Below are 25,223 nucleotides of genomic sequence, written 5' to 3'. Positions count from 1 at the left end.
CGGGTAGCGGGGCACGATCGGCGATTGTTCTGTTGCTGCAACAATCCGTCGCCCTGAACCCGCTTTTTCGCGGTCATGCGGCCACGCACAATGGCGTCACTCGCGCTACCGAAGCGCAACCCCACCCCCACCCGGAGCCTGACATGACGACCATTCTGCAAATCAATTCCGCCGCGCGTTCGCAAGGTGCGCAATCCACGCTGCTGTCCAACGAACTGACGGCAAAGCTGCAACAATCGAACCCCGGCGCGAACGTCGTGGTTCGCGACCTGCTGGCCGATGCGCTGCCGCACCTCGACGAATCGGTGCTCGGCGCGTTCTTCACGCCGGCCGACAAGCGCACCGCGGAACAGAATGCGATCGTCGCGAAGAGCGATGCACTGATCGCCGAGCTGCAAGCGGCCGACATCATCGTGATCGGCGCGCCGATGTACAACTTCGGCATCTCGTCGCAACTGAAGACGTACTTCGACTGGATCGCCCGCGCAGGCGTCACGTTCCGCTACACCGAGAACGGTCCGGAAGGCCTGATCAAGGGCAAGAAGGTTCACGTGGTGACGGCGCGCGGCGGCAAGTACCTGGGTACGCCGAACGACAGCCAGACCCCGTACCTGCGCACGTTCCTCGGCTTCATCGGTCTGACCGACGTGAGCTTCATCCACGCGGAAGGCCTGAACCTCGGCCCGGACGCACAGAGCGCCGCGCTGGCCGGCGCACGCGAAGCGATCGCCGCCGCGTAACGCGCGTAACGCGTCAGGTCGATGCGGGTGCGATGCACCCGCTGCGTCGCCCGATGAAAAAAACGCCGCGTCCTTTCGGGGACGCGGCGTTTTTGCATTCGGCCGGCGAACTCGCCGCAACCGAGGCTGTTACGCGAGCGTTTCGGCTACGTCCGGCAGGCGCCAGTCGATCGGTTCGCGGCCGGCGGCGGCCAGATAGTCGTTCGCGAGCGCGAAATGGCGGCAGCCGAGGAAGCCGCGGTGCGCGGACAGCGGCGACGGATGCGGCGCCTCGAGCACGCAATGCGCGTTCGCGTCGAACAGCGCGCGCTTGGCCTGCGCGTGCGCGCCCCACAGCATGAACACGAGCCCGCGATGACGGCCGGCGAGCTCGCGGATCAGCGTGTCCGTGCATTGCTCCCAGCCGCGCTTCGCATGGCTCGCGGCCGCGCCGCGCTCGACCGTCAGCACGGTGTTGAGCAGCAGCACGCCCTGGCGTGCCCACGTGTCGAGGCAGCCGTGACGCGGCGTGTCGTGACCGAAGTTCGCGGCGATTTCCTTGAAGATGTTGCGCAGCGACGGCGGCGTGCGGACGGCCGGCGGCACCGAGAACGCGAGGCCGTGCGCCTGCGGCGTGCCGCGGTCGTCGCCGTGGTACGGGTCCTGGCCAAGGATCACGACCTTCACGTCGTCGGGATGCGTCAGGCGCAGCGCGCGGAACACGTCGGTCGGGTAGACCGTCTTGCCGGCCGCACGCTCTTCATCGACGAAGCGGCACAGCGGCGCGTACGCGTCGCTGTCGGTGAACGGTTTCAGCACGTCGCGCCAGACGGCCGGCAGCGCGTCAAATTGTTCGGCCAGATGCGGCACGTCGGCGGCAACGGGCCGCAGGGCCGCGGCGGCCGGGGCCGGGGCTGGCGCGGGCGCCGGTGCGGCGGTTTTCCTCGCAGCTTTGCGCCGAGCGGCAGGCGGCTCGGAAGCCGGGGACGGAATATCGGCCGGTGCCGTTTCCGGCACGGGATCGTCGAACAGCGACGCCTGTTGCGGCGCGCGGGAAGTCTTGCGGGTTGCCATGCGTGATGCGAGTTTATTGCGCGCGCAGCCGGTAGCCGCGCTGCGCCTTGCTGATGTTTTCGGGAACGAGGCCCGGCAGTGCCTGCTGCAGTTCGGCGGCGAGCGTCGCGAGCGCCGTTTCCGGGCCGTCGATCAGTTCGAGTTCGATTTCGCTGATCGGTTCGCGGCGCGTTTCGTGTTCCGCCTGGACGACGATCTCGCCGAGGTCCACCGCGGCCTCGACGGTTGCGCCGCCGATTGCGATGCGCCACAGCGTACGCGAAAAATCCGTGCGGAACAGCGCGTGCAGCGCGCCGGCCGCGTCATTGAGCGCGGCGGCGGCTTCCGGCACGTCGCAGGCCGCGACGAGCGCGTCGATTTCGAGCGCGTCGCCGGCGACCGGCAGCTCCCATTCGTGGCGGCTGTGCAGGCCGCCTTCCGCGCTGCCGACCGTCTTGAACGTCTGCAGCCAGCCGTCCGGCGTGCGGCGCACGCGCACCGCGCTCTTCGAGCGCGCCAGCGCGAGATCGGGCGTGTCGTAATAGACGTTCGCGAGCGTGATGGCACGGCCGGGTTCGCCGGTCAGCGTCTCGAAGAAGCGGCGCGCGGCGTCGGCCTGGCCGGCCGGCAGCGCGAGCTTGATTTCCTGTTCGATCGCCATCAGAAGAACATCCGTGCGAGTTCCTCGCCCGGCTGCTCGGCGCGCATGAACGCCTCGCCGACGAGGAACGTGTTCACGTTCGCCGCGCGCATCGTGTCGACGTCGGTGCGCGACAGGATGCCCGATTCGGTCACGACGATGCGATCCGCTGGAATCATGTCGAGCATGTCGAGCGTGGTCTGGATCGACGTTTCGAACGTGCGCAGGTTGCGGTTGTTGATGCCGAGCAGCGGCGTCTTCAGCGTCAGCGCCTGTTCCATCTCGTGGCGGTCGTGCACTTCGACCAGCACCGCCAGGCCGAGCGAGTGCGCATACGCTTCGAGATCCTGCATCAGCGGCGTGTCGAGCGCGGCGGCGATCAGCAGGATCGCGTCGGCGCCCATCGCGCGGGCTTCGACGATCTGGTACGCGTCGACGATGAAGTCCTTGCGCAGCACCGGCAGCGTGCAGGCCGCGCGCGCTTCCTCGAGATAGCGGACGCCGCCCTGGAAGAACTGCTCGTCGGTCAGCACCGACAGGCACGCGGCGCCGTGCGCCGCATACGAGCGCGCGATGTCGGCCGGCACGAAGTGCTCGCGCAGCACGCCTTTCGACGGGCTGGCCTTCTTGATTTCGGCGATCACGGCGGCGTTGCCGGCCGCGTGCTTCGCGCGCAGCGCGCCGACGAAGTCGCGCAGGTCGCGCGCCGAGGCTTCCAGTTTCAGTGCCTCGAGCGGCGTGCTGCGCAGGGCCGCCGCGATTTCTTCGCGCTTGACGGCGATGATTCGGTCGAGAATGTCGCTCATGTGGGTTCCTGCTGGATTCGTAAGAGGGTCAGCGCTTGAACTGCTGCGTGAAGCGCACGAGTTCGTCGACCTTCGCGCGGGCCTTGCCGCTCGCGATCGCTTCGCGGGCGAGCTGGATGCCGTCCGCGATCGATTCGGCGATATTGGCCGCGTAGAGCGCGGTGCCCGCGTTCAGCGTGACGATCTCGCGCGCGACGCCCGGCTGGTTGTCCAGCGCGCCGAGCAGCATCGTGCGCGATTCGTCGGCATTTTCCACCTTCAGCGTGCGGTTCGACACCATCTGCAGGCCGAAGTCCTCCGGATGGATCTCGTATTCGTGCACCTTGCCGTCGCGCAATTCGCCGACGAGCGTCGCGGCGCCGAGCGACACCTCGTCCATCCCGTCCTTGCCGTACACGACGAGCACGTGCTGCGCGCCGAGACGCTGCATCACGCGCACCTGGATGCCGACGAGGTCGGGGTGGAACACGCCCATCAGCTGGTTCGGCGCGCCGGCCGGATTGGTCAGCGGGCCGAGGATGTTGAAGATGGTGCGCACGCCGAGCTCGCGGCGCACGGCCGCGATGTTCTTCATCGCCGGGTGATGGTTCGGCGCGAACATGAAGCCCATGCCGGTTTCGGCGATCGATGCGGCGACTTGCTCCGACTGCAGGTCGATGTTCACGCCGAGCGCCTCGAGTACGTCGGCGCTGCCGGACTTGCTCGATACGCCGCGGTTGCCGTGCTTCGCGACCTTCGCGCCCGCGGCCGCCGTGACGAACATCGACGCGGTCGAGATGTTGAACGTGTGCGAGCCGTCGCCGCCGGTGCCGACGATGTCGACGAAGTTCGAGTTGTCCTGCACCTCGACGTGGTTCGCGAATTCGCGCATCACGGTCGCGGCGGCGGCGATCTCGCCGATCGTCTCCTTCTTCACGCGCAGCCCGGTGATGATCGCGGCCGCCATCACGGGCGACAGGTCGCCGCGCATGATCAGCCGCATCAGGTGCAGCATTTCGTCGTGGAAGATTTCGCGGTGCTCGATCGTGCGCTGCAGCGCTTCCTGCGGGGTAATCGTCATCGTGCGTCTCCCGTCAGGCAGCCGGTGCGGCGGCATGGGCCGCTGCGCGATGCTGCTTCAGGAAGTTCTCGAGCAGCGCATGGCCATGCTCCGAGAGAATCGATTCCGGGTGGAACTGCACGCCTTCGACCGGCAGCGTCTTGTGGCGCACGCCCATGATCTCGCCGTCGTCGGTCCACGCGGACACCTCGAGGCAGTCGGGCAGCGATTCGCGCTCGATCGCGAGCGAGTGGTAGCGCGTCACGTCGAAATGCTTCGGCAGGTCGGCGAACACGCCGCGGCAGTCGGTTTCGATCCGGCTCACCTTGCCGTGCATGATGGTCTTCGCGCGCACGACGCGACCGCCAAACGCTTCGCCGATCGCCTGGTGGCCGAGGCAGACGCCGAGGATCGGCTTTTTGCCGGCGAATTCACGCAGCACGTCGAGCGTGATGCCCGCGTGTTGCGGATTGCTCGGGCCGGGCGACAGGCAGATGGTATCGGGGTTCAGGCGCGCGATGTCGTCGAGCGTGATTTCGTCGTTGCGGTAGGTACGCACGTCCTCGCCGAGTTCGCCGAAGTACTGGACCAGGTTGTAGGTAAACGAGTCGTAGTTGTCGATCATGAGCAGCATGGTCAGTCTCCGGTCAGAAGTCGCTATCGAGGCCGTCCTGGACCTGTTCGGCCGCACGCAGCACCGCGCGCGCCTTGTTCTCGGTCTCTTGCCATTCGGATTCGGGTACCGAATCCGCGACGACGCCGGCCGCCGCTTGCACGTACAGGTTGCCGTTGTGGATCAGGCCCGTGCGGATCGCGATCGCGAGATCCATCTCGCCCGAGAACGACAGGTAGCCGACCGCACCGCCGTACAGCCCGCGCTTGACCGGCTCGAGCTCGTCGATCAGTTCCATCGCGCGCACCTTCGGCGCGCCGGACAGCGTGCCGGCCGGGAACGTCGCGCGCAGCACGTCGTAGTTCGTCATGCCGGGCTTCAGCTTGCCTTCGACCGAGCTGACGATGTGCTGCACGTGCGAGTACTTCTCGATCACCATCTTGTCGGTCACCTGCACCGAGCCGATTTCCGCGATGCGGCCGACGTCGTTGCGCGCGAGGTCGATCAGCATCACGTGCTCGGCGATCTCCTTCGGATCGTTCAGCAGCTCGGTCGCGAGTTCCGCGTCGCGCTCGGGCGTGTTGCCGCGCGGGCGCGTGCCGGCGAGCGGCCGGATCGTGACGATCTGGTCTTCGCCGCGCTTTTCCTGGCGCACCAGGATTTCCGGCGACGCGCCGACCACGTGGAAATCGCCGAAGTTGTAGTAATACATGTACGGCGACGGATTCAGCGAACGCAGCGCGCGGTACAGCGACAGCGGATTGTCGCGGTACGGCTTCGTGAGCCGCTGGCCGACCTGGATCTGCATCAGCTCGCCGGCGGCGATGTATTCCTTCGCCTGGCGCACGGCGGCCAGGTAGTCGTCCTTCTTGAATTCGCGGAACGTTTCGGTGCGCACGCTCGCCGACGTGACGGGCGGCTGCACGGTCGTGCGCAGGCGCTGCTTCAGTTCGCGCAGGCGGTGTTTCGCCTTCGCATACGCTTCGGGCTGGCCCGGGTCCGCGTAGATGATCAGGTAGAGCTTGCCGGCGAGGTTGTCGATCACCGCGACTTCCTCGGTCAGCAGCAACTGGATGTCGGGCAGGCCGAGATCGTCGCGCGGCGCGGTGTTCGCGAGCTTCTTCTCGATGTAGCGCACCGCGTCGTAGCCGAAGTAGCCGGCGAGGCCACCGCAGAAACGCGGCAGGCCCGGGCGCTGCGCGACCTTGAAGCGGGCCTGGAACGATTCGATGAACTGGAACGGATCGCCGTCGTGCGTCTCGACGACCTGGCCGTCGCGCACGACTTCCGACACGCCGTTGCGGGTGCGCACGAGCGTGCGTGCGGGCAGGCCGATGAACGAGTAGCGGCCGAAACGTTCGCCGCCGACCACCGATTCGAGCAGGAACGAGTTGGCGCCCGCCCGTTCGGGCTGGGCCAGCTTCAGGTAGAGGGACAGCGGCGTTTCGAGATCGGCGAGGGCCTCCGCGATCAGCGGGATGCGGTTGTAGCCTTCGTTCGCCAGCGATTGGAATTCGAGTTCGGTCATGTTCCGGTCCTGTTCGGGACGAGCGGCGCGTGCGCCAGGGATCACTTGACGCTGCGCGGGTGGCCGTCGGCGAAAGGGCGGTCGATCGAGAAGTGCCTGTTGCCGGCCGGCACTCCGGGCGTGAACGTCGCGAGCCTGCGGCCGAGCCTGAACGCAAGCGTTCGGACACGGTGGAACTCGAGGTGGTGCGACGATCGGCGCGCGGATGCGCAGCGAGATAAAAAACGGCGCTGAAGACGTGCTTCAGCGTACCTCATCGAAGAGGTTAGCGCGACCAGCGACGCCAGGGCCAGGCTCCCCGGTCGATGCTGCTCAGACTCCGTTTTTTATTCAGAAACATGCGGATGGAAGAAATAATCAGAGGGTTGGCCGGCCGGCGTTGTGCGCGGAAATTGCGCGAGCCGCGACCAGCAACGAATCGACTATACCATCCGAATTTATCGTTTGTATAGCTTTGCCGTGGTTGTAGCCGTACGGCACCGTTAGCGTCGCCATCCCGGCCGCGCGGCCGGCCAGCGCGTCGTTTTCCGAGTCCCCGATCGCGACCGCGGCGTCCGGCGCGACGCCCAGCGCGTCGCAGGCCGTCAGCATCGGCAACGGATCGGGCTTCTTGCGCGCGACGCTGTCGCCGCCCAGCACGATGCCGAAGCTGCCGGCCAGCCCGTATTGCTCGAGCAGCTCGACTGCGAAGCGGTGCGGTTTGTTCGTCACGCACGCGAGCCGGATGCCGGCCGCGCGCAGCGCGTCGAGCCCGGCTGCCACGTCCGGATAGAGACGCGTGTGGCGGCCGTTGATCTTCGCGTATTCGGTCTGGTAGATCGCGAGTGCGTCGTCGAAGCGCGCGTGCGCTTCGTCGGCCGGGAAGCGCGGCTTCAGCACGCTCTGGATCAGGTGTTCGGAGCCCTTGCCGACATAGCCGATCACTTCGTCGCGCGACGTGGCCGGCGCGCCGAGCTGCGCGAGCATCCCGTTCAGGCCGGCCGTGAAATCGTCGGCCGTGTCGACCATCGTGCCGTCGAGGTCGATCAGCGCCGCATCGATGCGCGGCGCGGCGAAGCGGATCGGGGCCGCGTCCGTGGCGGCCCCGGCCGGCGCGCGGCCGGCGAACGACGAGTCGGCCATGGCGTCAGCTCCGTTCGACGGTCGCGAGCGCCGCGCGCATCTCGTCGATCACCTTGCGGTAGTCGGGCTTGCCGAAGATCGCCGAACCCGCGACGAACGTGTCCGCGCCGGCCGCCGCGATTTCCGCGATGTTGTCGGCCTTCACACCGCCGTCGACTTCGAGCAGGATCTCGCGGCCGGTGCGCTCGGTGTACGCGTCGATGCGGGCGCGCGCCTCGCGCAGCTTGTTCAGCGTCTCCGGAATGAACGACTGGCCGCCGAAACCGGGGTTCACCGACATCAGCAGCACGAAGTCGAGGCGATCCATCACGTGGTCGAGGTAGTTCAGCGGCGTGGCCGGATTGAACACCAGACCGGCCTTGCAGCCGTGGTCGCGGATCAGCGACAGCGTGCGGTCGATGTGATCGGAGCCTTCCGGGTGGAAGCTGATCAGGTTCGCGCCGGCCTTCGCGAAATCGGGCACGATCCGGTCGACCGGACGCACCATCAGGTGCACGTCGATCGGCACCTGCACGTGCGGGCGGATCGCCTCGCAGACGAGCGGGCCGATCGTCAGGTTCGGCACATAATGGTTGTCCATCACGTCGAAGTGAATCCAGTCGGCGCCGGCGGCGACCACGTTGCGGACTTCTTCGCCGAGCCGTGCAAAGTCGGCCGACAGGATGCTGGGGGCGATGCGGAATTGAGTCATGACAGGGGAGCGGGGACGTTGCGGCGCAAAACCGTCATTCTACCGTCCGGCGACTCGGTGCGCGGCGGCAGGCCGTGCGGTTGCGGCCCGATTGCGCATAGAATGCCGAACCAATGCGGCGCGCCCGCGGCCCGGCCGCTCGAGTCGGCGCGCGCGGTTACCTAGAGCGGACACACCATGAGTCAGTATCAGTTCACCGTTTCGGTGAAAACCAGCTACTTGCCGGAACAATCCGACCCCGATCACCGTCAATACGCATTCGCGTACACGCTGACGATCCGCAATACCGGACAGGTCGCGGCGCAGCTGATCGCCCGTCACTGGATCATCACGGACAGCGAGAGCCATGTGCAGGAAGTGAAGGGGCTCGGCGTCGTCGGGCACCAGCCGCTGTTGCAGCCGGGCGAGCATTTCGAATACACGAGCTGGGCCGTGATCGCGACGCCGGTCGGCACGATGCGCGGCGCGTACTTCTGCGTGGCGGAGGACGGCGAGCGTTTCGAGGCGCCGGTCGACGAGTTCGCCCTGCACATGCCGCGCACGCTGCATTGAGCGTGCAGTGAGGGCCGTGCGTCAGCGCGGCTGGCGGTCGTTGTGGCGGGCCTGCTTCTTTCTGCCCGACGACGTCCACACGACGATGAAGATCAGCAGGGCAAGCGCTACGAAGGCTTCGAGCGCGAAGATGAGCATCGGATATTGGTCGAGAAAATCTGACATGGCGGTTTCCATCAAGAACGGACATTGTATGTGGTTTGGGCCCCGGCTGGCCGGGTGGATGGCCGCTGCTGCTGCGGCGGCGCTGCTCGCGGCGTGCGGCGGCGCGCCGACGCGAACTTCCGCGCTGAAGCCGCCGACCGGCGCGGCGATCGTGCCGGGGCAGGTCGCCGCAAAGCGGCTCACGCCGGTCGCGTGGCAGCAGGTGCCGGGCTGGCAGGACGATTCGCTGATCGGCGCGACGGCCGCGCTGCGGCAAAATTGCGCGCGGCTTGCGCGTCAGCCGGCCTGGACGCGCGCTTGCGCGGCCGCCGACCGGCTCGACGAACTCGACGTCAGCAGCGCTCGCACCTTCTTCGAAACGTATTTCACGCCGTTCCAGCTCGCGAATACCGACGGTACGCTCGACGGGCTCGTGACCGGCTATTACGAGCCGCTGCTGCACGGTTCGCGCGTGCGTCGCGGCCCGTATCAGTACGCGCTCTATCGCTGGCCGGCCGGCTATCGCGCGGGCGCCGCGCTGCCGGCACGCGCGCAGCTCGAGCGCGCCGGCATCCTGAACGGCAACGAACTCGTGTGGGTCGACGATCCGATCGAGGCGTTCTTCCTGCAGGTGCAGGGCTCGGGGCGCGTGCTGCTCGACGACGGTTCGGTGATGCGGGTCGGCTTCGGTGGCACCAACAATCAACCGTACCGTTCGATCGGCAAATGGCTGCTCGATCGCGGCGAGCTGACGCCCGCGCAGGCGACGATGCAGGGCATCAAGGCCTGGGCGAAGGCGAATCCGACGCGCGTCGACGCACTGCTCGATACGAATCCGCGCTTCGTGTTCTTCCGCGACATGCCGACCAAGGAGGATGCGCCGCACGGCGGCGCGGACGGTCCGATCGGTGCGCTCGGCGTGCCGCTGACGCCTGAGCGCTCGATCGCGGTCGATCCGTCGTCGATCCCACTCGGCACGCCGGTGTTCCTGCAGACCACGCGTCCGCTGACAAATACGCCGATGAACCGGCTCGTGTTCGCGCAGGATACGGGCTCGGCGATCAAGGGCGGCGTGCGGGCAGACTATTTCTGGGGGCTCGGCGACGACGCGGGCGACCAGGCCGGCCGGATGAAGCAGGTCGGCCGGATGTGGCTGCTGTTCCCGAATTCGTGATTTGGGGGCGGCGCGGGTTGCCCGGATGGTGGCTCGTGGACGAGACGCGGCAGGATGGCGCGTCTCATTGTGCGCGGGGCGTGCCGGTCTGATCGCCGGTGTGTCCGTCTGATTTCAGTTCGCGTGATGCTCTGCGTGTCACGTCGAACGACGCCTTGGAGTAGAACAGCCCGATCGGCGTTGGCCGACCGGGCTGTTTCATTTGCAGGCTCGGATTCGCCGCTGCGCGGCGTGCGTGCGGCGAGTGCGCGAAGTTCGCGCCGCTCGCCTGCGCGGCGAGGTGGCCTCAGCTCTTGCGCTTGTCGATGACGCGGCGCGCCTTGCCGACCGATCGCTCGATGCCGTTCACCGGCAGCACGTTGATCACGGCCGTCACGCCGATCAGCGACTTGATGTCGTACGCGAGCGCCTGTTTCGCCGCCTGGATCGCCGCGGTGTCGGGCGCGGTTTCCGGGCAGGGCTCGACGTTGAGCGTCAGCACGTCCAGCGGGCCTTCCTTCGTCAGCACGATCTGATAGTGTGGCGCGAGTGCGCGCTGCTTGAGCAACTGTTCCTCGATTTGCGTCGGGAACACGTTGACGCCGCGCACGATCATCATGTCGTCCGACCGGCCGGTGATCTTCTCCATCCGGCGCATCGTTCGGGCGGTGCCCGGCAGCAGGCGCGTGAGGTCACGGGTGCGGTAACGGATGATCGGCAGCGCTTCCTTCGTCAACGACGTGAACACGAGCTCGCCGAGTTCGCCGTCCGGCAGTACTTCGCCGGTTTCCGGGTCGATGATTTCCGGATAGAAGTGGTCTTCCCAGATGGTCGGGCCATCCTTGGTCTCGACGCATTCGGATGCCACGCCCGGGCCCATCACTTCGGACAGCCCGTAGATGTCGACCGCATCGATGCCCATCCGCTGTTCGATCGCGACGCGCATGTCGTTGGTCCACGGCTCCGCGCCGAAGATGCCGATGCGCAGTGAACTCCGCACCGGATCGAGGCCCTGGCGCTCGATCTCGTCGGCGATCGACAGCATGTAGCTCGGCGTGACCATGATGATGTCTGGCCGGAAATCCTGGATCAGCTGTACCTGCTTCTCGGTCTGGCCACCGCCGAACGGGATCACGGTGAGGCCCGCGCGTTCGGCGCCGTAGTGCGCGCCGAGCCCGCCCGTGAACAACCCGTAACCGTAGCTGACGTGCACCTTGTCGCCGCGGCGCGCACCCGCGGCGCGGATCGAACGTGCGACGAGATTCGCCCACGTGTCGATGTCGGTGGCCGTATAGCCGACGACCGTCGGCTTGCCGGTCGTGCCGGACGACGCGTGGATGCGCGAGATCTGGTCCTGCGGCACCGCGAACATCCCGAACGGATAACTGTCGCGCAGATCGCCCTTCGTCGTGAACGGGAAGCGCGACAGGTCGGCGAGCGTCGTCACGTCATCCGGATGCACGCCCGCTTCGTCGAACTTGCGGCGATAGACGGGCGAGTGGTCATACGCATGCCGGAGCGACCACTTGAGGCGTTCGAGCTGCAGCGCGGTCAGCTCGTCGCGTGAGGCGGTCTCGATCAGCTCGAGCGGTAGCGGGGTAGTCATGCATGTCTCCAGTGTTTGTTATGGACGGGCCGCCGACGTCAGTGGTCTTCCGGGATGACCGTGCCCTTGATCTGGGCGGATTTGCCGCGAAACATCGCGACCGTCTCGCCTGTCTGGTTCGTGACGCGGATGTCGTAGATGCCGTGGCGGCCGGCACGTGCCTGCTCGATCGCCTCGGCCGTCAGCAGGTCGCCGCCGTGCACGGGGCGGAGGAATTCGATCGAGCAGCCGGCCGCGACCGCATTCAGGTTGTACGAGTTGCACGCGAACGCGAACGTCGAATCGGCGAGCGTGAAGATGATCCCGCCGTGGCAGGTCTGGTGCCCGTTCAGGAATTCGGGCCGCACGCGCATCTGCAGGCGGGCGTACCCGGCGCGTACTTCGGCGATTTCCATACCGAACGCGCGGCTGCAGGCGTCGGCGTCGTACATGGCCTGCGCGGTGGCGCGGGCGAGCGAGTCAGGGTCGAGCGTGGCGGTGGCATTCGTCATGTCAACGCCCCTCGAAGCGTGGTGCGCGCTTCTCGATGAAAGCCTGCACGCCTTCCGCATAGTCGTGCGACTGGCCGAGCTTGCGCTGCAGGTCGCGTTCCACGTCGAGCTGCTGATCGAGCGTGTTGGTGACGCTGTCTCGCATCGACTGCTTGATCGATGCGATGGCGAGCGTCGGCTGCTGCGCGAGCTGGGTGGCGAGCTGGCGGGTTGTCGCGACGAGCGCGTCGTCGTCGACCGCACGCCAGATCAGGCCCCACTGTTCGGCCTGCTCGGCGCCGAGCTTGTCACCGGTCAGCGCGAGCCCCAGCGCGCGTGCCATACCGACGCGTTGCGGCAGGAACCACGTGCCGCCCGAATCGGGCACGAGTCCGATCTTGACGAAGGCCTGGATGAAACTGCTCGAGCGGGCGGCAAACACCAGGTCGCACGCCAGTGCCAGATTCGCGCCGGCGCCGGCTGCCGTGCCGTTGACGGCGGCGATCACCGGAATCGGCAGACGCTGCAGGCGGCGGATCAGTGGATTGAAATGCTCGTCGATCAGCGTGCCGAGATCGGTGGGCGCGCCCGGCGTGAAGTCGAGGTCGGCCAGATCCTGACCCGCGCAAAAGCCGCGCCCCGCACCCGTCAGGATCAGCGCGCGCGCGCCGGCCGCCTCGACCTCATCGAGCGCCGACTGCAGTTCGCGATGCATCGCCCGCGTGAAGCTGTTCAGCTTGTCGGGCCGGTTGAGCGTGACCGTGGCCACGCCCGCGGCCTGATCGATATCCAGCTGGATCGCCTGATAGGACATGCAGTGTCTCCTTCATGACTTCGTTATAGGCGGGCGGCGCGTGGGTTACACGCGTTCGATCGCGATCGCGATGCCCTGGCCGACGCCGATGCACATCGTACAGAGCGCGAAGCGGCCGCCGGTACGCTCGAGTTGATGGAGTGCCGTGGTGACGAGCCGCGCGCCCGATGCGCCGAGCGGGTGGCCCAGAGCGATCGCACCGCCATTCGGGTTCACGCGCGGATCGTCGTCGGCGACGCCGAGCATGCGCAGCACGGCGAGACCTTGCGACGCGAATGCCTCGTTCAGTTCGATCACGTCGAACTGGTCGATGCGCATGTCGAGCTGGCGCAGCAGTTTCTGCGTGGCCGGCGCGGGGCCGATGCCCATCACGCGCGGCTCGACGCCGGCGGTCGCCATGCCGACGACGCGCGCGCGGCGGCGCAGGCCATACTGGTCGGCCGCCTGCGCATTGGCGAGCAGCAGCGCGCAGGCGCCGTCGTTCACGCCCGACGCGTTGCCGGCCGTTACCGAGCCGTCGGGACGCACGACGCCCTTCAGTTTCGCGAGCGCTTCGAGCGACGTTTCGCGCGGATGTTCGTCGCGCGACACGACGATGGCATCGCCTTTCTTCTGCGGAATCGTGACCGCGACGATTTCTTCAGCGAGCGTGCCGTCCTGCTGTGCCCGCGCGGCCTTCTGCTGGCTGCGCAGCGCGAACAAGTCCTGATCCGCGCGGCTGATGTCGTAGTCGACCGCGACGTTCTCGGCCGTCTCCGGCATCGAATCGACGCCGTACAACTGTTTCATCAGCGGATTGACGAAGCGCCAGCCGATCGTCGTGTCGAAGATGTCGGCCTGGCGCGCGAACGCGCTTGCGGCCTTGCCCATCACGAACGGCGCGCGCGTCATGCTCTCGACGCCGCCTGCAATCATCAGGCGCGCTTCACCTGCCTTGATCGCGCGCGCGGCCGTGCCGACCGCGTCCATGCCGGAACCGCACAGCCGGTTCAGCGTCGTGCCCGGCACGGCAGTAGGCAGGCCCGCCAGCAGCGCCGACATGCGCGCGACGTTGCGGTTGTCCTCGCCGGCCTGATTCGCGCAGCCGTAGATCACGTCGTCGATCGCCGCCCAGTCGACGTCGCGATTGCGCTCGATCAGCGCCTTGAGCGGCACTGCGCCGAGGTCGTCGGCACGGACATCTTTCAGGGCGCCGCCGTAGCGGCCGATGGGGGTGCGAATCGCATCGCAGATGTAGGCGTCTGTCATGAGCGTATCGGTGAGTGACGAACCCGCCGGGTGGCGGATTCGTTCATGGTAGAGAACGTAGTGGCGTTTGCACGTCGGCCAATCGGGTTATGCCGTCTGGCCAGCTTCCGCGGGTGCCGCCTTCGGGGCAACATGGACGCGGCTTTGCACCACGCGGAACCGGTTGGCGACGAATGCCGGGTCGGCCAGCGCTGCGTTGGCGGCCGGGTTCGCGCCTGTGCCGTGGAAGTCGGAGAACGCGGCCGACTGGTTGACGAATACGCCGCCCGTGAGATTGATAGACAGCGCGACGCCGCCACGCACTGCCGCGTCGTGTGCGGCGTCGACGATTGCATCGTCCGTGCTGTAGACGGAGAGGGTCAGCGCGCCATGCTCGGCTGCGATTTCACCGGCGAGATCGAGCGACTGCGCGGTCGAGTCGGTCGCGATCACGAACGAGATCGGGCCGAACCACTCCTGTGTGAATTTCTCGCGGTCGGCCACGTCGAGTTGCAGCACGAGCGGCGTACGCACGCGCGCATCGGGGAAGGCGGGATGCTGGAGCGTCACGCTGTCCGCGAGTACGTGGCCGAGCTTGCGCGCGTCGTCGATGCGCGCAGTCACGCCTTCGTTCTGGATCGCACCGATCAGTTCGACCGAACGAGCCGGGTCGCCGGTGAGTTTTTGCACGGCAACCGCGATCGCCTGCGCGACTTCGTCGAAGCTCGCATGGCCGTCGGTCGTCCGGATGCCGTCGCGTGGCACGTAGATGTTCTGCGGTGCCGTGCACATCTGGCCGGAGTACAGCGCCAGCGAGAACGCGATGTTCTTGGCGGCGGCCTTCAGGTCGTCGGTCGAGTCGATCACGATCTGGTTGACGCCGGCTTTCTCGGTGTAGACCTGTGCCTGGTGGGCATGGCGTTCGAGCCACGTGCCGTTCTGCGTGCTGCCGGTGAAGTCGATCAGCTTGATCTCGGGGCGCAGCGCGAGGTCCTGGACGAGGGCGCCGTCGTTGGGTTCGGTCGCGAGGAGCGTGACGACGTTCGGATCGAACCCGGCTTCGCGCAGCACGTCGCGGGCGATCCGCACCGTGATGGCGAGCGGCAGGATCGCGCCGGGGTGCGGTTTGACGATCACGGTATTACCGGTTGCCAGGTCGGCGAACAGGCCCGGGTAGCCGTTCCAGGTCGGGAACGTGCAGCAGCCGAGCACGAGGCCCGTGCCGCGCGGCACGATCGTGTAGCGCTTGTGCATCGCGAGCGGCGGGTTCTTGCCTTGCGGTTTTTCCCAGTGCGCATCGGCCGGGATGCGGCGCAGTTCGTCCCACGCATAGGCGACCGCCTCGAGGGCGCGGTCCTGCGCGTGCGGGCCGCCGGCCTGAAACGCCATCATGAAGGCTTGCCCGGTGGTGTGCATCACGCTGTAGGCAATTTCGAAGCTTGCGCGGTTCAGGCGCGCGAGGATTTCGAGGCTGACGCCGACCCACGCGCTCGGGCCGGCTTCGCGCCACGTGTGTTGCGCGGCGGCGGCGGCAGCGATCAGTGCGTCGGGCGCCGATTTCGGGTACCGGACGCCCAGCGCGATGCCGTACGGCGAGCGCTCGGCGCCGACCGTTTCACCAGTCGCCGGCTGGTCGAGCACGAAGGTCTTGTCGAGGTGTGACTTGAACGCGGCCTCACCGTCCGCGCTGGCGCTTTCCCCGTACACTTTGGGGCTCGGCATTTCGGCGAACGGGCTCCAGTACCCGCGGCTCTCGATGGCGGCGAGTGCGTGTTTCAGCGTGTCTTCGTGCTTCGTGAACAGTGCGTGGGTCATGGCGGCGGCCTGATGAACGTTGAGAGGAATTGGATCGATTAATTAACCGACCGGTTGGTCGGAGAATGGTAGCATCAAACTATTCGCATGTGCGAGGCGTTTCTCATTTCATTGATCGAGGAGAAATAGATGGCTTATGAGAACATCCTGGTGGAGACCCGGGGGCGTGTCGGTCTGGTGACGCTGAACCGTCCGAAGGCGCTGAATGCGCTGAACGATGCGCTGATGGATGAGTTGGGCGCGGCACTGAAGGCGTTCGATGCGGACGACGATATCGGTGCGATCGTCGTGACCGGGAGCGAGAAGGCATTCGCGGCCGGCGCGGACATCGGCATGATGGCGACCTACTCCTATATGGATGTTTATCGGGGCGACTACATCACGCGCAACTGGGAGACGGTCCGCGAGATCCGCAAACCGATCATTGCCGCGGTTTCGGGCTTTGCGCTGGGCGGCGGCTGCGAACTCGCGATGATGTGCGACATCATCTTCGCGGCGGACACGGCCAAGTTCGGTCAGCCGGAAATCAAGCTGGGCGTCATGCCGGGCGCGGGCGGTACGCAGCGTCTGCCGCGCGCGGTATCGAAGGCGAAGGCGATGGACATGTGCCTGACCGCGCGCTTCATGGACGCCGCCGAGGCCGAGCGTGCCGGGCTCGTTTCGCGCGTGCTGCCGGCCGACAAGGTGCTCGAGGAGGCGATTGCTGCCGCGACGGCGATCGCCGAGTTTTCGCTGCCGGCGGTCATGATGGTCAAGGAGTCGGTGAACCGCGCGTACGAGACGACGCTGGCTGAAGGCGTTCACTTCGAGCGCCGGCTGTTCCATTCGCTGTTCGCAACCGAAGACCAGAAGGAAGGGATGGCGGCATTCGTCGAGAAGCGGAAGCCGGTGTTCAAGCACCGCTGATCGACTGGCGTCGGCCGGGGTCCGGTGGCTGGCCTGCATCGGTTATCGGCGTAATCGCCTTGACCCGTTCATCAAAAGCCCCCGTGCGCGGCAGCGCACGGAGGTTTTTTCAAACTTTCTTCACAAAGCGCTTGCGTGGATGGGGGCGGGTGCTTAGAATCACGCCTCTTTCGCGCCAACGGAAACACGACGCGAAAGGAAGGGAAGCAGTGCTGTTGAGGTTCGGCGGTAGCGAGCCTCGGCGGTACGGAAGTTGAGCCCCGCAGTCGCAACGAAGTCGTTCAGAAAGTTGTTGACGAGCTGCGAAACACGGTTCATAATCTCGCTTCTCTGCTGCTGAAAACGCAGCGCTGCTGAGGGGTTCAGATCCCTCGCAGAAATGCTCTTTAAAAATTAACAGCCGATAAGTGTGGGCGCTTGATGAAAGCGAGCTGATCCTCGGATCAGATAGCGAAAGTATCAAGAGTCTCACACTAAAGTAAGTCAGGTTTATGAAGTGATTCATATTCCTGTCAGCTTTGAGTGAGCGACCGGTTCGAAAGAACCGAAAACAGTAACAGGTTTGAACTGAAGAGTTTGATCCTGGCTCAGATTGAACGCTGGCGGCATGCCTTACACATGCAAGTCGAACGGCAGCACGGGTGCTTGCACCTGGTGGCGAGTGGCGAACGGGTGAGTAATACATCGGAACATGTCCTGTAGTGGGGGATAGCCCGGCGAAAGCCGGATTAATACTGCATACGATCTACGGATGAAAGCGGGGGACCTTCGGGCCTCGCGCTATAGGGTTGGCCGATGGCTGATTAGCTAGTTGGTGGGGTAAAGGCCTACCAAGGCGACGATCAGTAGCTGGTCTGAGAGGACGACCAGCCACACTGGGACTGAGACACGGCCCAGACTCCTACGGGAGGCAGCAGTGGGGAATTTTGGACAATGGGCGAAAGCCTGATCCAGCAATGCCGCGTGTGTGAAGAAGGCCTTCGGGTTGTAAAGCACTTTTGTCCGGAAAGAAATCCTTGGCTCTAATACAGCCGGGGGATGACGGTACCGGAAGAATAAGCACCGGCTAACTACGTGCCAGCAGCCGCGGTAATACGTAGGGTGCGAGCGTTAATCGGAATTACTGGGCGTAAAGCGTGCGCAGGCGGTTTGCTAAGACCGATGTGAAATCCCCGGGCTCAACCTGGGAACTGCATTGGTGACTGGCAGGCTAGAGTATGGCAGAGGGGGGTAGAATTCCACGTGTAGCAGTGAAATGCGTAGAGATGTGGAGGAATACCGATGGCGAAGGCAGCCCCCTGGGCCAATACTGACGCTCATGCACGAAAGCGTGGGGAGCAAACAGGATTAGATACCCTGGTAGTCCACGCCCTAAACGATGTCAACTAGTTGTTGGGGATTCATTTCCTTAGTAACGTAGCTAACGCGTGAAGTTGACCGCCTGGGGAGTACGGTCGCAAGATTAAAACTCAAAGGAATTGACGGGGACCCGCACAAGCGGTGGATGATGTGGATTAATTCGATGCAACGCGAAAAACCTTACCTACCCTTGACATGGTCGGAATCCTGCTGAGAGGCGGGAGTGCTCGAAAGAGAACCGGCGCACAGGTGCTGCATGGCTGTCGTCAGCTCGTGTCGTGAGATGTTGGGTTAAGTCCCGCAACGAGCGCAACCCTTGTCCTTAGTTGCTACGCAAGAGCACTCTAAGGAGACTGCCGGTGACAAACCGGAGGAAGGTGGGGATGACGTCAAGTCCTCATGGCCCTTATGGGTAGGGCTTCACACGTCATACAATGGTCGGAACAGAGGGTTGCCAACCCGCGAGGGGGAGCTAATCCCAGAAAACCGATCGTAGTCCGGATTGCACTCTGCAACTCGAGTGCATGAAGCTGGAATCGCTAGTAATCGCGGATCAGCATGCCGCGGTGAATACGTTCCCGGGTCTTGTACACACCGCCCGTCACACCATGGGAGTGGGTTTTACCAGAAGTGGCTAGTCTAACCGCAAGGAGGACGGTCACCACGGTAGGATTCATGACTGGGGTGAAGTCGTAACAAGGTAGCCGTATCGGAAGGTGCGGCTGGATCACCTCCTTTCCAGAGCTTCTCGCAAAGTTGAGCGCTCACGCTTATCGGCTGTAAATTAAAGACAGACTCAGGGGTCTGTAGCTCAGTCGGTTAGAGCACCGTCTTGATAAGGCGGGGGTCGTTGGTTCGAATCCAACCAGACCCACCACCGTCTTGTGTGGCGGTACACACCTGAGGAATTCTGTACATGGGGGCATAGCTCAGCTGGGAGAGCACCTGCTTTGCAAGCAGGGGGTCGTCGGTTCGATCCCGTCTGCCTCCACCAATCCTCAATGACAAACATTCGAATGATGATTGTTCGAGTTTTTCTCATTGGCGATTGAGCCAGTCAGAGCGGTACGAAAGTATCGGCTGTCGTTCTTTAACAATCTGGAAGAAGTAAGTAATTTGGATAGCGGAAGCGTCTTGAGATGGACGTGGAAGTTATCCGGGTTGTGATTGTATCGATGTATCTCAAGATGATTCGGGTCTACTCCCTTCGGGAGTGGGGCCTGCGTAAGCGCTAAAGCGCTAACGCCGGACCGACATCAATTGGAATACGGCACAACGCGAGAACTCAACCTGTAGCGACTGTCGATGAGACAGACTCGTTATAGGGTCAAGCGAACAAGTGCATGTGGTGGATGCCTTGGCGATCACAGGCGATGAAGGACGCGGTAGCCTGCGAAAAGCTACGGGGAGCTGGCAAACGAGCTTTGATCCGTAGATGTCCGAATGGGGAAACCCACTCCTTTTGGAGTATCCATGGCTGAATACATAGGCCATGTGAAGCGAACGCGGTGAACTGAAACATCTAAGTAACCGCAGGAAAAGAAATCAACCGAGATTCCCAAAGTAGTGGCGAGCGAAATGGGATGAGCCTTGCACTCTTTATTTGTATTGTTAGCCGAACGCTCTGGAAAGTGCGGCCATAGCAGGTGATAGCCCTGTAGGCGAAAACAGTATGAAAGAACTAGGTGTGCGACAAGTAGGGCGGGACACGTGAAATCCTGTCTGAAGATGGGGGGACCATCCTCCAAGGCTAAATACTCGTGATCGACCGATAGTGAACCAGTACCGTGAGGGAAAGGCGAAAAGAACCCCGGGAGGGGAGTGAAATAGATCCTGAAACCGCATGCATACAAACAGTCGGAGCCTCGTAAGGGGTGACGGCGTACCTTTTGTATAATGGGTCAGCGACTTACGTTCAGTAGCAAGCTTAACCGTATAGGGCAGGCGTAGCGAAAGCGAGTCCGAATAGGGCGTTCAGTTGCTGGGCGTAGACCCGAAACCAGGTGATCTATCCATGGCCAGGATGAAGGTGCGGTAACACGTACTGGAGGTCCGAACCCACTAACGTTGAAAAGTTAGGGGATGAGCTGTGGATAGGGGTGAAAGGCTAAACAAACCTGGAAATAGCTGGTTCTCTCCGAAAACTATTTAGGTAGTGCCTCGTGTCTCACCTTCGGGGGTAGAGCACTGTCATGGTTGGGGGGTCTATTGCAGATTACCCCGCCATAGCAAACTCCGAATACCGAAGAGTGCAATCACGGGAGACAGACATCGGGTGCTAACGTCCGGTGTCAAGAGGGAAACAACCCAGACCGCCAGCTAAGGTCCCCAAATATAGCTAAGTGGGAAACGAAGTGGGAAGGCTAAAACAGTCAGGAGGTTGGCTTAGAAGCAGCCACCCTTTAAAGAAAGCGTAATAGCTCACTGATCGAGTCGTCCTGCGCGGAAGATGTAACGGGGCTAAGCTATATACCGAAGCTGCGGATGCGAGCTTTGCTCGCATGGTAGGAGAGCGTTCCGTAAGCCTGCGAAGGTGCCTTGTAAAGGGTGCTGGAGGTATCGGAAGTGCGAATGCTGACATGAGTAGCGATAAAGGGGGTGAAAGGCCCCCTCGCCGTAAGCCCAAGGTTTCCTACGCAACGTTCATCGGCGTAGGGTGAGTCGGCCCCTAAGGCGAGGCAGAAATGCGTAGCTGATGGGAAGCAGGTCAATATTCCTGCACCATTGTTAGATGCGATGGGGGGACGGATCGCGGAAGGTTGTCCGGGTGTTGGAAGTCCCGGTCGCTGCATTGGAGAAGGCGCTTAGGCAAATCCGGGCGCGTAATTCAAGGGTGTGGCGCGAGCTCCCTAGGGAGCGAAGCAATTGGAAGTGGTTCCAAGAAAAGCCTCTAAGCTTCAGTCTAATGATGACCGTACCGCAAACCGACACAGGTGGGCGAGATGAGTATTCTAAGGCGCTTGAGAGAACTCGGGAGAAGGAACTCGGCAAATTGGTACCGTAACTTCGGGATAAGGTACGCCCTTGTAGCTTGACTGGCCTGCGCCAGGAGGGTGAAGGGGTTGCAATAAACTGGTGGCTGCGACTGTTTAATAAAAACACAGCACTCTGCAAACACGAAAGTGGACGTATAGGGTGTGACGCCTGCCCGGTGCCGGAAGATTAAATGATGGGGTGCAAGCTCTTGATTGAAGTCCCGGTAAACGGCGGCCGTAACTATAACGGTCCTAAGGTAGCGAAATTCCTTGTCGGGTAAGTTCCGACCTGCACGAATGGCGTAACGATGGCCACACTGTCTCCTCCCGAGACTCAGCGAAGTTGAAGTGTTTGTGATGATGCAATCTACCCGCGGCTAGACGGAAAGACCCCATGAACCTTTACTGTAGCTTTGCATTGGACTTTGAACCGATCTGTGTAGGATAGGTGGGAGGCTATGAAACCGGAACGCTAGTTTCGGTGGAGCCGTCCTTGAAATACCACCCTGGTTTGTTTGAGGTTCTAACCTTGGCCCGTGATCCGGGTCGGGGACAGTGCATGGTAGGCAGTTTGACTGGGGCGGTCTCCTCCCAAAGCGTAACGGAGGAGTACGAAGGTACGCTAGGTACGGTCGGAAATCGTGCTGATAGTGCAATGGCATAAGCGTGCTTAACTGCGAGACCGACAAGTCGAGCAGGTGCGAAAGCAGGTCATAGTGATCCGGTGGTTCTGTATGGAAGGGCCATCGCTCAACGGATAAAAGGTACTCTGGGGATAACAGGCTGATACCGCCCAAGAGTTCATATCGACGGCGGTGTTTGGCACCTCGATGTCGGCTCATCTCATCCTGGGGCTGTAGCCGGTCCCAAGGGTATGGCTGTTCGCCATTTAAAGAGGTACGTGAGCTGGGTTTAAAACGTCGTGAGACAGTTTGGTCCCTATCTGCCGTGGGCGTTGGATATTTGAAGGGGGCTGCTCCTAGTACGAGAGGACCGGAGTGGACGAACCTCTGGTGTACCGGTTGTCACGCCAGTGGCATCGCCGGGTAGCTATGTTCGGAAGAGATAACCGCTGAAAGCATCTAAGCGGGAAACTCGCCTTAAGATGAGATATCCCTGGGGACTAGATCCCCTTGAAGGGTCGTTCGAGACCAGGACGTTGATAGGTCAGGTGTGTAAGCGCAGTAATGCGTTCAGCTAACTGATACTAATTGCCCGTAAGGCTTGATCCTATAACAAGTCTGTCTCGATAGCCGTTAGCGCTTCAGCGCTTACGGATATCGAGCGTCGAGTGCAAAGCACTCGACGTACTGCGGTTGAAGTACCGCGTACGTGTGAGATACAGCTCACAACCTCAATTACTGCTTCTTCCAAGATTGGTTGCGCTGCGAAGCAACGCAACAACCCCCTTTGCCTGATGACCATAGCGAGTCGGTCCCACCCCTTCCCATCCCGAACAGGACCGTGAAACGACTCTACGCCGATGATAGTGCGGATTCCCGTGTGAAAGTAGGTAATCGTCAGGCTCCCTTCAAGCCAAGAACCCCCGCCCGAAAGGCGGGGGTTTTTGCATTGGCGCGGCGGAAATGTGCATGGCGGGGTGAAGCCTTACCAACGCTACTGCATTAGCATCTCACCCACGCAATCAATCCCTGCATCCCATTCCCTCAATCGCTTCTATCTCCGGCGATTCAATTGCTTATTGATCGTATCTTCGATCAAGACGCAATTTCTTCTCCGCAGCGTATCGACAAGCGCGATCATATGATCAGCTTTCCGTCCGTGGCAGCCCGCCACCCTTCCACTCGACCGCCGGGCAGATCATCCAAAATCGCTGCGAAATGAACGCTTTATTCGGCGCGTCCACGTAAAATTTGCGAACCCCCCCATCTCTACATTCAAAACGATGAACGCCGCCACCCAGGTAGCGCGGGCCGTTTGCCCGCATGATTGTCCGGACACGTGCGCAATGCGTGTGACCGTCGAGAACGGCAAGGCAATCAAGGTCACCGGCGATCCCGACCATCCGCCGACGCAGGGCGTGTTGTGCACGAAAGTCAGTCGATACGCGGATCGCGTTCATCATCCCGATCGCCTCACTGTCCCGCTCAAGCGCGTCGGCGCAAAAGGGGAAGGGCGCTTCGTGCCGATCAGCTGGAGCGAGGCGTTCGACGAGATCGGACGTCGCCTCGGTGAAATCACCGCACGCGCGCCGGAAGCGATCGTGCCGTACAGCTATGCGGGAACGATGGGGCTCGTGCAAGGCGAGGGTATTGCCCAGCGTTTCTTCCACAAGCTCGGCGCTTCGCGGCTGGAGCGTGCGATCTGCGCGGCGGCCGGCGCAGCGGGGCTGCGATACACATACGGCGGCAGTGTCGGCATGCACCTCGAGTACTTCGAGGAAAGTGAACTGATTCTGATATGGGGCGCGAATCCGATTGCATCGAGCCTGCACTTCTGGACCCGCGCCCAGGAAGCGAAGCGCCGTGGCGCGCGTTTGGTCGCGATCGACCCGTATCGTTCGCTGACTGCGGAGAAATGCCATCAGCACATTGCATTGAAGCCCGGTACCGATGGCGCGTTTGCGCTCGGCATGATGCATGTGTTGATCACCGAAAACCTGCTCGATCACGATTACATCGCCGACCATACGCTCGGCTTCGACGCGCTCAAGGCGCGCGCAATGTCCTATCCGCCGGAACGCGTTGCGCAGATCTGCGGCATCGATGCGTCGGAGCTGGTCGATCTTGCGCGTCGCTACGGCGCTACGCGCAAGGCGTCGATTCGCCTCAACTACGGTATGCAGCGTGTTCGCGGCGGCGGCAATGCGGTGCGTGCGATTGCCAGCCTGCCGGCACTGACGGGGGCGTGGCGCGACCGGGCGGGCGGCCTGCTGCTCTCGTCGTCGGAATCCGCGCCGGTCAACCAGGCGGCGCTGCTGCGTCCGGATCTGATGCCGGGTTGGCCGCATAAGCTGCCGCGCATCATCAACATGAACGCGATCGGCGACGCACTGCTGCACCCCGGCAACGCGACATTCGGGCCGAAAGTCGAAGCGGTGATCGTATACAACTCGAATCCGGTGGCGGTCGCGCCGGACTCGTCGAAGGTTGCCGCGGGCTTTGCTCGCGACGACTTATTCACGGTCGTTCTCGAGCACTTCAAAACAGATACGGCCGATTTCGCCGACATTGTATTGCCGGCGACGACGCAGCTCGAACATCTGGACGTGCATAAGTCGTACGGCCATACCTACGTGATGGCGAACCTGCCGGCGATTCCGCCGGTGGGTGACGCGCGGCCGAACACGGAGATCTTCCGGGGAATCGCGCGCAGCATGGGACTCGACGAACCGGCGCTTTATCACAGCGACGAAGAGGTCGCTCGCGCGGCGCTTCGCTGGGACGATCCGGCGCTCGACAGCGACTGGGACACGCTGAAGCGGGCCGGCTGGCTGAAGCTCAAGCTGCCGGAGGCGCCGTTCGCGAATGGTGGTTTCCGCACGCCCTCCGGCAAGTGCGAGTTCTACAGCCCACGGCTCGAACAGATGGGCATGGACCCGGTCCCTGACTACCTGCCTCCGTTCGAGTCGGCTGAAGCCGCGCCCGAGCTTGCCGCGCGCTATCCGCTGGCGATGATTTCGCCACCGGCCCGCCACTTCCTGAACAGCACATTCGTGAACGTCGACAGCCTGCGCTCGACGGAAGGCGAGCCGCACCTCGACATGCACCCGTCCGACGCCGATGCGCGCGGCATCGCGGAGGGCGACACCGTCCGCATCTTCAATGACCGTGGCTCGATGCAGGCACTCGCGCGCATTACCGACCGGGCGCGTGCCGGGCTCGTCGTCGGATTGTCGATCTGGTGGAAGAAGCTGTCGCCGGACGGTAGGAACGCGAACGAGGTGACGAGTCAGGCGCTGACCGATTTGGGGAATTCGGCGACGTTTTACGATTGTCTTGTGGAAGTTGAGCGGATTTGATCGAATATC

The 25,223-nt window shown here is 63.3% G+C and carries 19 protein-coding genes, 2 tRNA genes and 3 rRNA genes; 10 read left to right on the top strand and 14 right to left on the bottom strand.

The features are described from left to right. Positions 1–143 precede the first annotated feature (143 nt). Positions 144–740, top strand: coding sequence for an FMN-dependent NADH-azoreductase (locus BLS50_RS06155; RefSeq protein ID WP_027809353.1), 597 nt, complete (start codon positions 144–146; stop codon positions 738–740). 129 nt (positions 741–869) lie between these two features. Here BLS50_RS06155 and BLS50_RS06150 read toward each other — a convergent pair whose 3' ends face one another. From BLS50_RS06150 to rpe, 8 genes are all read right to left on the bottom strand, one after another. Beyond that, complete coding sequence (locus BLS50_RS06150; RefSeq protein WP_074801398.1) at positions 870–1,793, bottom strand: uracil-DNA glycosylase; 924 nt, start codon at positions 1,791–1,793, stop codon at positions 870–872. Between the two features lie 13 nt (positions 1,794–1,806). After that, positions 1,807–2,433, bottom strand: coding sequence for a CYTH domain-containing protein (locus BLS50_RS06145; RefSeq protein WP_011546533.1), 627 nt, complete (start codon positions 2,431–2,433; stop codon positions 1,807–1,809). Continuing rightward, positions 2,433–3,218, bottom strand: coding sequence for an indole-3-glycerol phosphate synthase TrpC (gene trpC, locus BLS50_RS06140; RefSeq protein ID WP_006477043.1), 786 nt, complete (start codon positions 3,216–3,218; stop codon positions 2,433–2,435). Before trpC ends, BLS50_RS06145 begins: the two co-directional genes overlap by 1 nt. Before the next feature lie 28 nt (positions 3,219–3,246). After that, the gene (gene trpD, locus BLS50_RS06135; protein ID WP_006477042.1) at positions 3,247–4,278 is read right to left on the bottom strand and encodes an anthranilate phosphoribosyltransferase; all 1,032 of its coding nucleotides are present in this window, start codon (positions 4,276–4,278) and stop codon (positions 3,247–3,249) included. A gap of 13 nt (positions 4,279–4,291) precedes the next feature. Then, on the bottom strand, positions 4,292–4,891 hold the full coding sequence (locus BLS50_RS06130; protein WP_006477041.1) for an aminodeoxychorismate/anthranilate synthase component II: 600 nt from the start codon (positions 4,889–4,891) through the stop codon (positions 4,292–4,294). A gap of 13 nt (positions 4,892–4,904) precedes the next feature. Next, positions 4,905–6,398 carry an anthranilate synthase component I gene (gene trpE / locus BLS50_RS06125; RefSeq protein WP_006477040.1) on the bottom strand — a complete coding sequence of 498 codons (1,494 nt, stop codon included), beginning with the start codon at positions 6,396–6,398 and terminating at the stop codon, positions 4,905–4,907. 357 nt (positions 6,399–6,755) lie between these two features. Beyond that, complete coding sequence (locus tag BLS50_RS06120; RefSeq protein WP_027813568.1) at positions 6,756–7,520, bottom strand: phosphoglycolate phosphatase; 765 nt, start codon at positions 7,518–7,520, stop codon at positions 6,756–6,758. Between the two features lie 4 nt (positions 7,521–7,524). After that, on the bottom strand, positions 7,525–8,211 hold the full coding sequence (gene rpe, locus BLS50_RS06115) for a ribulose-phosphate 3-epimerase (RefSeq protein WP_006482066.1): 687 nt from the start codon (positions 8,209–8,211) through the stop codon (positions 7,525–7,527). Positions 8,212–8,388: 177 nt separating this feature from the next. Here rpe and apaG point away from each other — a divergent pair, with 177 nt between their 5' ends. After that, positions 8,389–8,763 (top strand): Co2+/Mg2+ efflux protein ApaG, encoded by a 375-nt coding sequence (gene apaG, locus BLS50_RS06110; protein ID WP_006477037.1) that lies wholly within the window; start codon positions 8,389–8,391, stop codon positions 8,761–8,763. Positions 8,764–8,784: 21 nt separating this feature from the next. On the opposite strand, the gene BLS50_RS36275 is transcribed toward apaG, so the two are convergent. Further along, a complete protein-coding gene (locus BLS50_RS36275) occupies positions 8,785–8,928 on the bottom strand; it encodes a hypothetical protein (RefSeq protein ID WP_006482075.1) in 144 nt (47 codons plus the stop codon). Between the two features lie 28 nt (positions 8,929–8,956). On the opposite strand from BLS50_RS36275, the gene mltA reads away from it, so the two are divergent. Continuing rightward, positions 8,957–10,081 (top strand): murein transglycosylase A, encoded by a 1,125-nt coding sequence (gene mltA, locus BLS50_RS06105; RefSeq protein ID WP_027809350.1) that lies wholly within the window; start codon positions 8,957–8,959, stop codon positions 10,079–10,081. Between the two features lie 286 nt (positions 10,082–10,367). Here the strand turns inward: mltA and paaK are convergent, their stop codons facing one another. The 5 genes from paaK to paaN all read right to left on the bottom strand — a co-directional run bounded on the left by paaK (position 10,368) and on the right by paaN (position 15,992). Then, positions 10,368–11,666 carry a phenylacetate--CoA ligase PaaK gene (gene paaK / locus BLS50_RS06100; protein ID WP_074801395.1) on the bottom strand — a complete coding sequence of 433 codons (1,299 nt, stop codon included), beginning with the start codon at positions 11,664–11,666 and terminating at the stop codon, positions 10,368–10,370. Between the two features lie 38 nt (positions 11,667–11,704). Continuing rightward, a complete protein-coding gene (gene paaI / locus BLS50_RS06095) occupies positions 11,705–12,157 on the bottom strand; it encodes a hydroxyphenylacetyl-CoA thioesterase PaaI (RefSeq protein ID WP_011546526.1) in 453 nt (150 codons plus the stop codon). Between the two features lies 1 nt (position 12,158). Beyond that, positions 12,159–12,950, bottom strand: coding sequence for a 2-(1,2-epoxy-1,2-dihydrophenyl)acetyl-CoA isomerase PaaG (gene paaG / locus BLS50_RS06090; protein ID WP_074801392.1), 792 nt, complete (start codon positions 12,948–12,950; stop codon positions 12,159–12,161). A gap of 45 nt (positions 12,951–12,995) precedes the next feature. Next, the gene (gene pcaF / locus BLS50_RS06085) at positions 12,996–14,198 is read right to left on the bottom strand and encodes a 3-oxoadipyl-CoA thiolase (protein ID WP_012327842.1); all 1,203 of its coding nucleotides are present in this window, start codon (positions 14,196–14,198) and stop codon (positions 12,996–12,998) included. Between the two features lie 87 nt (positions 14,199–14,285). After that, on the bottom strand, positions 14,286–15,992 hold the full coding sequence (paaN, locus tag BLS50_RS06080) for a phenylacetic acid degradation protein PaaN (protein ID WP_074801390.1): 1,707 nt from the start codon (positions 15,990–15,992) through the stop codon (positions 14,286–14,288). 129 nt (positions 15,993–16,121) lie between these two features. Here paaN and BLS50_RS06075 point away from each other — a divergent pair, with 129 nt between their 5' ends. From BLS50_RS06075 to BLS50_RS06045, 7 genes are all read left to right on the top strand, one after another. Beyond that, positions 16,122–16,898 (top strand): enoyl-CoA hydratase, encoded by a 777-nt coding sequence (locus BLS50_RS06075; protein ID WP_074801386.1) that lies wholly within the window; start codon positions 16,122–16,124, stop codon positions 16,896–16,898. A 564-nt stretch (positions 16,899–17,462) separates the two neighbouring features. Continuing rightward, positions 17,463–18,995, top strand: a 16S ribosomal RNA gene (locus BLS50_RS06070). Between the two features lie 62 nt (positions 18,996–19,057). Further along, positions 19,058–19,134, top strand: a tRNA-Ile gene (locus BLS50_RS06065). Between the two features lie 41 nt (positions 19,135–19,175). Continuing rightward, positions 19,176–19,251, top strand: a tRNA-Ala gene (locus BLS50_RS06060). Positions 19,252–19,582: 331 nt separating this feature from the next. Further along, positions 19,583–22,464, top strand: a 23S ribosomal RNA gene (locus BLS50_RS06055). A gap of 181 nt (positions 22,465–22,645) precedes the next feature. After that, positions 22,646–22,758 (top strand): 5S ribosomal RNA (gene rrf, locus BLS50_RS06050). The 16S, 23S and 5S rRNA genes sit together here with 2 tRNA genes alongside, the layout of an rRNA operon. Positions 22,759–23,138: 380 nt before the next feature. Then, entirely contained in the window at positions 23,139–25,214 is a 2,076-nt protein-coding gene (locus tag BLS50_RS06045; protein ID WP_074801383.1) for a molybdopterin-containing oxidoreductase family protein, read from the top strand. Positions 25,215–25,223: the final 9 nt, after the last annotated feature.

The sequence above is a fragment of the Burkholderia orbicola genome (assembly GCF_900100915.1).
Classification (GTDB): domain Bacteria; phylum Pseudomonadota; class Gammaproteobacteria; order Burkholderiales; family Burkholderiaceae; genus Burkholderia; species Burkholderia orbicola.
Note: the sequence above shows the minus strand (reverse complement) of the source record. Positions and strands in the feature narration are given on the sequence as shown.

What these genes read in the sequence shown, in the direction of transcription:
- paaN (WP_074801390.1), bottom strand. Translation starts at nt 15,992, where the DNA reads ATGACCCACGCACTGTTCACGAAGCACGAAGACACGCTGAAACACGCA.
- trpE (WP_006477040.1), bottom strand. Translation starts at nt 6,398, where the DNA reads ATGACCGAACTCGAATTCCAATCGCTGGCGAACGAAGGCTACAACCGC.
- BLS50_RS06145 (WP_011546533.1), bottom strand. Translation starts at nt 2,433, where the DNA reads ATGGCGATCGAACAGGAAATCAAGCTCGCGCTGCCGGCCGGCCAGGCC.
- BLS50_RS06075 (WP_074801386.1), top strand. Translation starts at nt 16,122, where the DNA reads ATGGCTTATGAGAACATCCTGGTGGAGACCCGGGGGCGTGTCGGTCTG.
- BLS50_RS06130 (WP_006477041.1), bottom strand. Translation starts at nt 4,891, where the DNA reads ATGCTGCTCATGATCGACAACTACGACTCGTTTACCTACAACCTGGTC.
- paaK (WP_074801395.1), bottom strand. Translation starts at nt 11,666, where the DNA reads ATGACTACCCCGCTACCGCTCGAGCTGATCGAGACCGCCTCACGCGAC.
- mltA (WP_027809350.1), top strand. Translation starts at nt 8,957, where the DNA reads ATGTGGTTTGGGCCCCGGCTGGCCGGGTGGATGGCCGCTGCTGCTGCG.
- paaI (WP_011546526.1), bottom strand. Translation starts at nt 12,157, where the DNA reads ATGACGAATGCCACCGCCACGCTCGACCCTGACTCGCTCGCCCGCGCC.
- trpD (WP_006477042.1), bottom strand. Translation starts at nt 4,278, where the DNA reads ATGACGATTACCCCGCAGGAAGCGCTGCAGCGCACGATCGAGCACCGC.
- BLS50_RS36275 (WP_006482075.1), bottom strand. Translation starts at nt 8,928, where the DNA reads ATGTCAGATTTTCTCGACCAATATCCGATGCTCATCTTCGCGCTCGAA.
- trpC (WP_006477043.1), bottom strand. Translation starts at nt 3,218, where the DNA reads ATGAGCGACATTCTCGACCGAATCATCGCCGTCAAGCGCGAAGAAATC.
- pcaF (WP_012327842.1), bottom strand. Translation starts at nt 14,198, where the DNA reads ATGACAGACGCCTACATCTGCGATGCGATTCGCACCCCCATCGGCCGC.
- BLS50_RS06155 (WP_027809353.1), top strand. Translation starts at nt 144, where the DNA reads ATGACGACCATTCTGCAAATCAATTCCGCCGCGCGTTCGCAAGGTGCG.
- apaG (WP_006477037.1), top strand. Translation starts at nt 8,389, where the DNA reads ATGAGTCAGTATCAGTTCACCGTTTCGGTGAAAACCAGCTACTTGCCG.
- BLS50_RS06150 (WP_074801398.1), bottom strand. Translation starts at nt 1,793, where the DNA reads ATGGCAACCCGCAAGACTTCCCGCGCGCCGCAACAGGCGTCGCTGTTC.
- BLS50_RS06120 (WP_027813568.1), bottom strand. Translation starts at nt 7,520, where the DNA reads ATGGCCGACTCGTCGTTCGCCGGCCGCGCGCCGGCCGGGGCCGCCACG.
- paaG (WP_074801392.1), bottom strand. Translation starts at nt 12,950, where the DNA reads ATGTCCTATCAGGCGATCCAGCTGGATATCGATCAGGCCGCGGGCGTG.
- BLS50_RS06045 (WP_074801383.1), top strand. Translation starts at nt 23,139, where the DNA reads ATGAACGCCGCCACCCAGGTAGCGCGGGCCGTTTGCCCGCATGATTGT.
- rpe (WP_006482066.1), bottom strand. Translation starts at nt 8,211, where the DNA reads ATGACTCAATTCCGCATCGCCCCCAGCATCCTGTCGGCCGACTTTGCA.